At 69.9% G+C, this 8,875-nt stretch carries 9 protein-coding genes; 8 read left to right on the forward strand and 1 reads right to left on the reverse strand.

The genetic code is table 11. From position 1 onward, the window contains the following. Positions 1–116 precede the first annotated feature (116 nt). The 8 genes from V6M56_RS13020 to V6M56_RS13055 all read left to right on the forward strand — a co-directional run bounded on the left by V6M56_RS13020 (position 117) and on the right by V6M56_RS13055 (position 7,596). Positions 117–620 (forward strand): Na+/H+ antiporter subunit E, encoded by a 504-nt coding sequence (locus tag V6M56_RS13020; protein WP_332684306.1) that lies wholly within the window; start codon positions 117–119, stop codon positions 618–620. Continuing rightward, positions 613–903, forward strand: a complete 291-nt coding sequence (locus V6M56_RS13025) for a monovalent cation/H+ antiporter complex subunit F (RefSeq protein ID WP_332684307.1) — start codon at positions 613–615, stop codon at positions 901–903. Before V6M56_RS13020 ends, V6M56_RS13025 begins: the two co-directional genes overlap by 8 nt. Further along, complete coding sequence (locus V6M56_RS13030; protein ID WP_332684309.1) at positions 900–1,193, forward strand: cation:proton antiporter; 294 nt, start codon at positions 900–902, stop codon at positions 1,191–1,193. The genes V6M56_RS13025 and V6M56_RS13030 overlap by 4 nt, the downstream gene beginning before the upstream one ends. Beyond that, a complete protein-coding gene (locus V6M56_RS13035) occupies positions 1,190–2,158 on the forward strand; it encodes an MnhB domain-containing protein (protein WP_332684311.1) in 969 nt (322 codons plus the stop codon). Before V6M56_RS13030 ends, V6M56_RS13035 begins: the two co-directional genes overlap by 4 nt. Next, complete coding sequence (locus V6M56_RS13040) at positions 2,155–2,502, forward strand: NADH-quinone oxidoreductase subunit K (RefSeq protein WP_332684313.1); 348 nt, start codon at positions 2,155–2,157, stop codon at positions 2,500–2,502. The genes V6M56_RS13035 and V6M56_RS13040 overlap by 4 nt, the downstream gene beginning before the upstream one ends. Then, the gene (locus V6M56_RS13045; protein ID WP_332684315.1) at positions 2,499–4,034 is read left to right on the forward strand and encodes a complex I subunit 5 family protein; all 1,536 of its coding nucleotides are present in this window, start codon (positions 2,499–2,501) and stop codon (positions 4,032–4,034) included. Before V6M56_RS13040 ends, V6M56_RS13045 begins: the two co-directional genes overlap by 4 nt. Then, on the forward strand, positions 4,031–5,662 hold the full coding sequence (locus V6M56_RS13050) for a complex I subunit 5 family protein (protein WP_332684318.1): 1,632 nt from the start codon (positions 4,031–4,033) through the stop codon (positions 5,660–5,662). The genes V6M56_RS13045 and V6M56_RS13050 overlap by 4 nt, the downstream gene beginning before the upstream one ends. Positions 5,663–5,790: 128 nt before the next feature. Then, positions 5,791–7,596 (forward strand): SLC13 family permease, encoded by a 1,806-nt coding sequence (locus tag V6M56_RS13055; RefSeq protein WP_332684319.1) that lies wholly within the window; start codon positions 5,791–5,793, stop codon positions 7,594–7,596. Between the two features lie 30 nt (positions 7,597–7,626). On the opposite strand, the gene V6M56_RS13060 is transcribed toward V6M56_RS13055, so the two are convergent. Then, positions 7,627–8,875: alpha/beta hydrolase (locus tag V6M56_RS13060; RefSeq protein ID WP_332684320.1), on the reverse strand; the 1,249-nt coding region annotated here is incomplete at its 5' end.

An 8,875-nucleotide genomic window follows, 5' to 3' on the forward strand; every position in this document is an offset into this window, starting at 1 on the left:
TGGGACACCAGGCACAGAAGTGGGACAGGCGGTCGATGACCGTCAATAGGGCGAATGCTACTTTATTATCAGGCAATTAAGGTAGTATTCGCCGATTTTTCCAATCGTGGATGGCCATGACGACAGCGCTCGGCCCACGCCCGCTCTTATCGATCCTGGTCAGGGGAGCCGGCTTTCTCGCCCTCTGGGTCGTCCTGATCGGTGCCGCGCCCAAGGACCTGCCGATCGGCATCGTCGCTGCCGCCTGCGCCGCCTGGACGAGCGAGAGCCTCTGGCCGGCAGCCGGGACGATCAGCCCTCTCGGCCTGCTGCGTTTCGTCATTCGCTTCCTGCTCCAGTCGGTCGTCGCCGGAGTGGATGTGGCGCGCCGCGCCTTTGCGCTGCGGCCCGCTCTGGCGCCCGGATTCGTGACTTGTCGCACCTCGCTGCCGGCCGGCACGGCCCGCCGTGCCCTTTGCGCCGTGATGAGCCTTCAGCCCGGCAAGCTGCCGGTCGCTGCGGAGCCGGACGGCACGCTGCTGATCCACTGCCTCGACCTGCGCGAACCGGTCCTGGACGAGGTCGCCGCCGATGAGACCGCCTTCCGCTGCATTCTGCAGGAGGGAGGCGGCCGTGGCTGACATCCTGGTCGCGGCGGCGCTCTTCATCCTGGCGGTCACGGCGCTCGGGCTGTTCAAGGTGCTGCGCGCCGAGCTCGCGATCGAACGGATGATGGCGGTTCAGTTGCTCGGCACGGGCGGCGCTGCCGCCGTGCTGCTGCTCGGTGCCGCCTCCGGCTCTGCCGCAATGACCGATGTCGCCCTGCTGCTGATGCTGTTCGCGACCTTTTCCTGCGCGGCCTTCACGCTTGGCCGGCCGGGCCGCGAGCCCGACCCGCCATCGCCGACGGAGGAAAGGGCATGATCTCGCTGGTCGATGCTTTCACGCTCCTCGCCATCGGCGCCGGGGCGATCCTGTTTCTTGCCGGCACGCTTGGCCTGATCCGCTTTCCCGACACGTTGAGCCGCCTGCACGCGCTCAGCAAGGCCGATAATCTCGGGCTCGGACTGATCGTGCTCGGCCTGCTGCCGCAGGCGACGAGCACCGCCGGCGCGTTGAAGCTGGTCTGCGTCTGGCTGCTGGCACAGCTTTCCGCTGCGACCGCGAGCCAGCTCATCGCCGGCGCCGTGCACCGTCGCAAGTCCGGCTCATGACCCTGCTGCTCGACCTCGCGCTCGTCGCCGGGCTGCTGGCGCTGGCGCTGCACATCGCCTGCGTCCGCGACGACCGGAACGCGATCGTGAGCTTCATCGCCTTCGGGCTGCTGCTCGGGCTCGGCTGGACCCGGCTCGCCTCGATCGACGTCGCGCTGACCGAGGCGGCGATCGGCGGCGGCGTCACCGGCGTGCTGCTGTTGCGGGCCGAGGCGCATCTGCGCACAGGCAAGACAAGCGACACCTCGAAGAATCGCGGCACCTCGAAGAGCCGCGGCGCTTCGACGAGCCGCGGCGCCACGGCGCTGGCGGCGATCGCCTGCACCGGTGTCGCGGCAGGCCTCGCGCTCGTCGTCCTTACCTTCCCCGCTCCGGCCCCGACGCTGGCACCGGCCGCCGCGGCGGCTCTCCCCGGCACCGGCCTCGGCAATCCGGTCACGGCCGTCCTGCTCGCTTATCGCGCGCTCGATACCCTGCTGGAGAAGGTCGTCCTCATCCTGGCACTGATCGGGATCTGGTCGCTCGCCCCCGACATGCTCTGGGGCGGCGCCCCGAGCCTGCGCCCGGCCGTCGTGCCCGAGCCGCTCGCCTATCTCGCGCAGATGCTGCCGCCCTTCGGCGTTCTCATCGCGGTCTACATGTTCTGGGTCGGCGCCGATGCGCCGGGCGGGACCTTCCAGGCGGGCACGGTGCTCGCCGCGATGTGGCTGCTCGTCATGCTGGCCGGCTTGCGTCCCGCACCTGAGACGCGAAGGCTGGCGCTGCGGCTCGTGCTGGTCGGCGGCCCGGCGCTGTTCCTGGCGATCGGCTTCCTCGGCTTCGCGATCGCCGATGGCTTCCTTTCCTATCCGGAAAGCATCGCCAAGCCGCTGATCGTCGGCATCGAGGCGGCCTTGACCCTGTCGATCGGCGCGACATTGGGCCTGCTCGTCGCCGGACCCGCGCAGACGGCGCCGGGCCGATGAGCGCTCAATCGCTTGATCCGGCGACGCTGTTTGGCCTGTGCGGCGCAGCCCTCGTCGGCATCGGCCTGTTCGTGGTGATCACCCATCCGGGGCTCCTGCGCCGGATCGTCGGCTTCAACATCCTGGGCTCCGGCATCTTCCTCGTCTTCGGTGCCGTTGCTCGGCGCGGGGCAGGCGCCGGCTTCGACGGCGATCCGGTGCCGCAGGCCATGGTGATCACCGGCATCGTCGTCGCCTTCTCGGCCACGGCGCTCGCCGTCGCCCTGCTGCAAAGGCTGTTCGACCTGACCGGGCGCGAGACGCTCGAAACGGAGCAGGAGCCTCTGCCGCGGAGCGGGCCATGAGCGCGCTCGCAGCGGCCCCCGCCTACGCGACGACGCCGGGCGGCTTCCTGCTGGTGCTGGCCGTCATCCTTCCGGCGGTCGCGGTGCTCGTCATGCTGGCCCTCGGCCCGCGCCAGACCGCGCGCATCGCGCTGGCGGCGCTGGCCGCCGGCCTCGCCGTCGCCATCGCCATCGTGGCCGAACTCCTGCAGACCGGCGCCGCGCTCACCTATGTCGTGGGTGGCTGGCAGCCGCCGCTCGGGCTCGCATTGCGGGCCGACGGGCTCTCGGTGGCCATGCTGGCGATGACGGCCCTGGTCGTCGCGGCTACCGGCTTTTTCGCCTACGCGCAGCATCGGCTCGAACCGGCGACGCGCCACGGCCGGGCGCCGACGACGTTCTGGATCCTGCTGATGGCGGTCTGGAGCGCGCTGAACGCGATCTTCATCGGCCAGGACCTGTTCAACCTCTACGTCGCAATCGAACTCTTGACCTTCGCCGCCGTGCCGCTGGTTTGTCTCGACGGCCGTAAAGAGACCGTGGCGGCGGCGCTGCGCTATCTGCTGTTCGCGCTGCTCGGCTCGCTGCTCTATCTGCTCGGCACGGCGCTGCTCTATGGCAGCTTCGGCACGCTCGACATCCGCCTTCTCGCCGGCATGAGCGCGGACGGGCCGGCGCTTTCGCTGGCATTGGCGCTGATGATCGCCGGCCTTCTCGCCAAGGCGGCCCTGTTCCCGCTCCACCTCTGGCTGCCGCCGGCCCATGCCGGCGCCCCGGCCGCCGCGAGCGCGATCCTTTCGGCGCTGGTCATCAAGGCGCCGTTCTTCCTGATCCTGCGGCTCGTCCTTGACGTCGCTCCGCCGCAGGCCGCGGCCTATGCCGGGCAGCTCCTGGCGATCCTCGGCGCCTCCTCCATTCTGTTCTGCAGCGTCATTGCGCTCCGGCAGGCCCGGCTGAAGCTGATGATCGCCTATTCGACGGTCGCCCAGATCGGCTATCTCTTCATCGTCTTCCCGCTCGCCGCCGGCACCGAAACGCTGCCGCCCTCGGGAACGATCGCCTGGACCGGCGGGGCGCTCCAGCTCGTCTCGCACGCGCTCGCCAAGGCCGCCATGTTCCTGGCGGCAGGTGTCATCGCCGAGGCCTTCGGCCATGACCGCATCTCCGGTCTCGGCGGCTTTGGCCGGGTCCTGCCGATCAGCGCGGTGGCCTTCGGCCTCGCCGGCATGTCGCTGATGGGCCTGCCGCCGAGCGGCGGATTCGTCGCGAAATGCCTGCTGCTGACGGCGGCCGTCACCGGCGGCCACCCCTGGCTCGCAGCCACGATCCTGGCCGGTGGCCTCCTCGCCGGCGGCTATGTCTTCCGCGTCGTCGACCGGGCGCTGGCGACGCCGGCGATCCCGCTCGCCGTCTGCAAGCCGGTTCCGCGCCGGCTCGAACTGGCGGCGCTGGCCCTGGCGCTGGCGGCGGTCCTGCTCGGCCTCGTGCCGCTCCAGCCCTTCGGGTTCCTGCTCCTGGGCCGGCCGGACAGCCTGACGGTGGTCGCGCCATGACGGCCGCCGGCCTCGTCCTCGCCGCGGCGCTGCTCGTGCCGCTCGCCATGGCAGGCTGCTGCCTGTCCCGCAGTGTCCGCGCCCGCGCGCCGTTCCTGCTCGCCTTCGCGCCGCTCCCGGCGCTGCTGGCCGCGTTCATCACCCCGGACGGCAGCTTCGTCCTTTTTCCCGCCCCGTTCCGGATGTCACTGGTGCTCGATCGGCCCGGCGCCATGCTGCTCGGCGGCGCGGCCCTGCTGTGGAGCGCAGCCGGTGCCTACGCCTCCTCCTATATGGGCCGCAAGCCGGCGACGACGCGCTTCGCGGTCTGGTGGCTGCTGACCCTGGCCGGAAGCCTCGGCGTCTTCATCGTCGGCGACGTCGCGAGCTTCTACCTCATCTACACGCTGGTCAGCCTGGCCGCCTACGGGCTCATCGTCCACGAACAGACGGCGAGCGCCCACAAGGCGGGCGTCGTCTATGTCATCCTGGCCCTGCTCAGCGAAGCCTGCCTGCTTCTGGCCTTCGTCATGCTGGCGGCCGGCCATCCCGATGCCAATCCGCTGATCCGCGACGTCGTCGCGACCTTGCCCTCGTCACCGATGCAGGGCGGTATCGTGACGCTCCTGATCCTCGGCTTCGGGTTGAAGATGGGGCTCGTCCCGCTGCATGTCTGGCTGCCCTTGGCCCACCCGGCCGCCCCGATGCCGGCATCGGCCGTGCTCAGCGGTGTCGTGGTCAAGGCCGGCGTGATCGGGCTGATCCGCTTCCTGCCCTTCGAGGCCGGCTTGCCGGGTTGGGGAACGGTCCTGATCACCCTGGGCCTCGTCACCGCCTATTACGGCGTCGCCGTCGGCGTGACGCAGGCGCGCGCCAAGACCATCCTCGCCTATTCCACGGTCAGCCAGATGGGCCTGCTCGCCGTGCTAATCGGCGCCGGCCTCGAAAACGCCGACCCCGGGGCGACGACGCTTGCCGCCTATTACGCGGTGCATCACACGCTGGTGAAGGGCGCGCTCTTCCTGGCCGTCGGCATCCTGGCCGCGACGGGCGGCGCACGCCTGCGCCTCGTCCTGCTGCTCACCGCCATCCTGGCGCTCAGCCTCGGCGGCATGCCGCTGACCAGCGGCGCGCTGGCAAAGCTCGCGACCAAGCCGATGCTCGGCTCCGGGCTCCTCGGCGGCGCCATGGCCTTCGCCGCAGCCGGCAGCACGCTGCTGATGCTGCATTTCCTGATCACCGTCCTGCGCGATGCGCGGCAGAACCCCGAAGCCTCGGCACCCCCCGGGCAGATGCTGCCCTGGCTCGTGGTCGCAGCAGCCTCGCTGGTCATCCCCTGGTCGCTCTATCCCGCCGTCAGCGGCGAGCCGGTGCAGAGCCTGTTCCAGGCCGAGGCACTCTGGAAGCTGCTCTGGCCGATGGCGGCGGGGGCGCTGGCCATGCTGCTCGTCACCCGGCTTCCGAAGCTGCAAGGAGCGCTTCCGGAAGGCGATATCGTCGTCCTGGCGAAGGCCGGTGGCCCGGCGCTGGACCGCCTGATCCTCGGCATCCAGCTGGCCGATGTGGCCTTGCGTCGCTGGCCGGTCGCCGGCCTGTCGCTCCTGCTGATCGCAGTCCTGCTCGGCGGGGCGATGATGCTCGGAGGCTGATCCATGCCGCGATGCGACATTCTGGTGTCCGCAAAGGGCTCCGATACACTCTCTCGCGCCGGCGTCACCGAGCCTGGCCCTTGCCTCGAACCACGCTCGAGGCTCCTCAGCACAGGACGACGCCAAACGTGAGCCCGATCGAGAGCACCGCGATCATCATCGCCATCACGATCGCCCTGTTCGCCTGGAACAGGCTGCCGGTGATCGTCGTCGCCTTCGCCGCCGCCCTGTCGCTCTGGGCGGCGGGGGCGGTCACGCTGGAGCAGGCGCTTGCGGGCTTCGGCGATCGCGCCGTGCTCTTTATCGCCAGCCTGTTCATCGTCAGCGCCGCGCTCGAGAAGACCGGCGTGACGGTTTGGGCCGGACAGCTCCTGATCGCCAAGGCCGGCGAGAACAACCGCACGCGCCTGCTGGTCATCATCATGACGGCCGCCGGTTGCCTGACCGCGCTGATCAGCGGCGGCGGGGCGGTGGCCGCGCTGATGCCGGTCGTGGTCATGGCGGCGATCCGGCTGCGCCAGTCGCCCTCGCAATTGCTGATGCCGCTCGCCTTCTCCGCCCATGCCGGCGCGAACATGCTGCTCACCGGCGCGCCGAAGAACATCCTCGTCTCGGAGGCGCTCGAGGATACCGGCCTGCCGGGCTTCGGGTTCGCCGAGTTCGCGCTGGTCGGGCTGCCGCTGCTCCTGGGCACGATGGCGATCATCCTGCTGCTCGGAAGGCGGCTGCTGCCGGAACAGAGCGGCGCGCGGCTGCCCGCCGATTTCAGCCGCCATGCCCAGACGCTGGTCGAGCATTACGGGCTCCGCGACGGCGTCTTCCGGCTTCGCGTGCGCGCCAGCTCGCCCTATGTCGGCCTGGCGCCGGCAGCGGTGGACTTGGGCGGCGATCCGCGGCTCGAGCTGATGGCGGTGCAGGCCGGCGCCTCCGCGACACCGCTGCGCGCGGCCGCGCTCTCCGAGGGCGACTATCTGCTGGTCAAGGGCGATGCCGAGGCGGTCGCGAACCTCGCGGCCGAGAAGCACCTCGCCTTGCGCGACGATGCCGCCGACGAGGAGCAGAGCCTGTTCAGCCGCCATTCCGGCCTCGCCGAAGTCGTCATCCCGCCGCGCTCGGCCCTGATCGGTCGCGCGATGTTCCCCGGCATGGTCACCGATAGCGGCGACCTCGTCGTGCTGGCCGTGCAGCGTGCCGGCGCCGAGCTCGAACCGGGCGACGTGCTCCAGGCCGGCGACACGATCCTGCTGGAGGGCAGCTGGAAGGCGCTCGACCTGCGGCTCGACGATCCCGATGTGCTGGTGGTCAACTCGCCGGACCTCGTCAGGCGCCAGGCCGTGCCGATGGGAGCCGGCGCCGGCGTCGCGGTCGCGGCGCTCGCCGGCCTCGTGCTCATGCTCGCCACCGGCATCGTGCCGCCGGCGGTCGCAGGGATCACCGCGGCCTGCGTGCTGATCCTCGCCGGCACCGTCTCGGTCGAGCAGTCCTATCGCGCGATCAACTGGACCACGGTGATCCTCGTCGGCGCGATGATGCCGCTCTCGACCGCCATGGTGCAGTCGGGCGCGGCCCAGTTGGTGGCCGACTACCTCGTCGCGCTGACCGGCGGTGCCGGCCCGCTCGTCTTCCTCGCCGGACTCTTCGTGCTGACCGCGAGCCTCGGCCAGATCATGAGCAACACGGCGACGACGATGCTGGTGATCCCGATCGCCATGGCGGCGGCGAGCAGCATGGGGGTCTCGCCGCGGCCGATCATGATGAGCCTGTGCGTCGCCGGCGCGGCCTCCTTCCTGACGCCGATCGCCACGGCCACCAACCTGATGGTGATGGGCCCGGGCGGCTATAGCTTCAGCAGCTACTGGAAGCTCGGCACGCCGTTGATGATCTGGTTCTTCATCATGTCGGTGTTCTACGTTCCGCTGATCTGGCGGTTCTGAAAACGAGTCCGCCGCTTACTTGCCCGGCCGTTACTTGCCGGTCGGCACCGCCGTGGATGCCGGCGTCGCGCCGCGCAAGGGCTCGTCGACCCTGTCGATCAGATAGGGGAAGAACGGGTTCGACGACATCCGCAGCAGCGAATCCAGGTTCACGACCAGGGTGCCGCGCTCGCCCCGCGCCGCGACGGAGCCGAGCTTGATGCCGAAATCCTCGCCCGGATCGGGATGGAGACCGTAGAGCGCGTCGCTGGTCGGGAACGGCAGGGCGACATGGGAGAGCGAAAAGACGTCGAACGGATAGGACAGCCCGAGATCGCGCACCGTCTCCGCGGTCGCGCCGGCTTCCGTCACCCGCTCGACGACGGCGCTGGATTCGGGGCTGGCATTGGTGATGACCGCGACGCGGAAATTCCGCGGCGCGGCCGGCAGCATGCGGGTCAGCAGCGTGTCGGAGGCCGAGCTCAGCAGCGGCCCGAACTTGGTCGAACGGTTCAGGTCGAACAGCACGAGCTCGCTGCCATTGGCCGGGAGATGGGCATAGAGCGAGGCGATGATCGCCCGCGTGCTCACGGTGAAATCCATCACCGACTGGAAGCTGATGAGCGGTGCCAGATCCTTGAGGCGGTTGTCGCGCGCCAGCCGCAGGATCTTCTGCTGCAAGGCACTGGTCAGCAGATGCGACTGCCGCGCGCCGTTGACCGGAAACGAGTTGTACTTGAACGGGTTGAACTCGGGCAGGACGCTCAGCCAGGCCGCCTTGGCGAAGGCCGGCAGCAGTGCGGGCAGCCCGGCCAGGCCGGCAAAGCGCGCGAAGGCGGTGATGCCGATCATCGGCGAGACCAGGACGAGCCGGTCCGGCCGCGCGAGCTCGCTGTTCTCGATCGCGTCGAGCGCATACATCAGCGCGAGCGCGCCGCCATTCGAGAAGCCGACCAGATGCAGCGGCAGATCGGGAGCGACCCGCTGCCTTGCCTCGCGCACGGCCAGACGCGTCGCCGCCAGCCAGTCCTCCCATTCGACCTCGGTCAGTCCGGCCGGCACCGTGCCATGGCCCGGCAGCCGGATCGCGATGGCGAGGAAGTCGCGATCGCGGTACTGCCGGGCGATATGGCGCAGGCTGTAGGGCGAATCCGTCAGGCCGTGGAGGAACACGGCGACGCCGACCGGCTTGCCCTCCGGCTCCATGACGTAGGAGCGGTTCCAGTCCTGCTTGAAATGACCGGGATAGATGGCGCTGCCGTCGAAATAGCGATTGACCGGAATGCGCTCGTCCGGCTCC

The sequence above is a fragment of the Allobosea sp. genome, assembly GCF_036675845.1.
In the GTDB taxonomy this organism is placed as follows: Bacteria; Pseudomonadota; Alphaproteobacteria; order Rhizobiales; family Beijerinckiaceae; genus Allobosea.

Coding starts and splice junctions, on each gene's coding strand:
- V6M56_RS13030 (WP_332684309.1), top strand. CDS start 900: ATGATCTCGCTGGTCGATGCTTTCACGCTCCTCGCCATCGGCGCCGGG.
- V6M56_RS13040 (WP_332684313.1), top strand. CDS start 2,155: ATGAGCGCTCAATCGCTTGATCCGGCGACGCTGTTTGGCCTGTGCGGC.
- V6M56_RS13050 (WP_332684318.1), top strand. CDS start 4,031: ATGACGGCCGCCGGCCTCGTCCTCGCCGCGGCGCTGCTCGTGCCGCTC.
- V6M56_RS13045 (WP_332684315.1), top strand. CDS start 2,499: ATGAGCGCGCTCGCAGCGGCCCCCGCCTACGCGACGACGCCGGGCGGC.
- V6M56_RS13035 (WP_332684311.1), top strand. CDS start 1,190: ATGACCCTGCTGCTCGACCTCGCGCTCGTCGCCGGGCTGCTGGCGCTG.
- V6M56_RS13020 (WP_332684306.1), top strand. CDS start 117: ATGACGACAGCGCTCGGCCCACGCCCGCTCTTATCGATCCTGGTCAGG.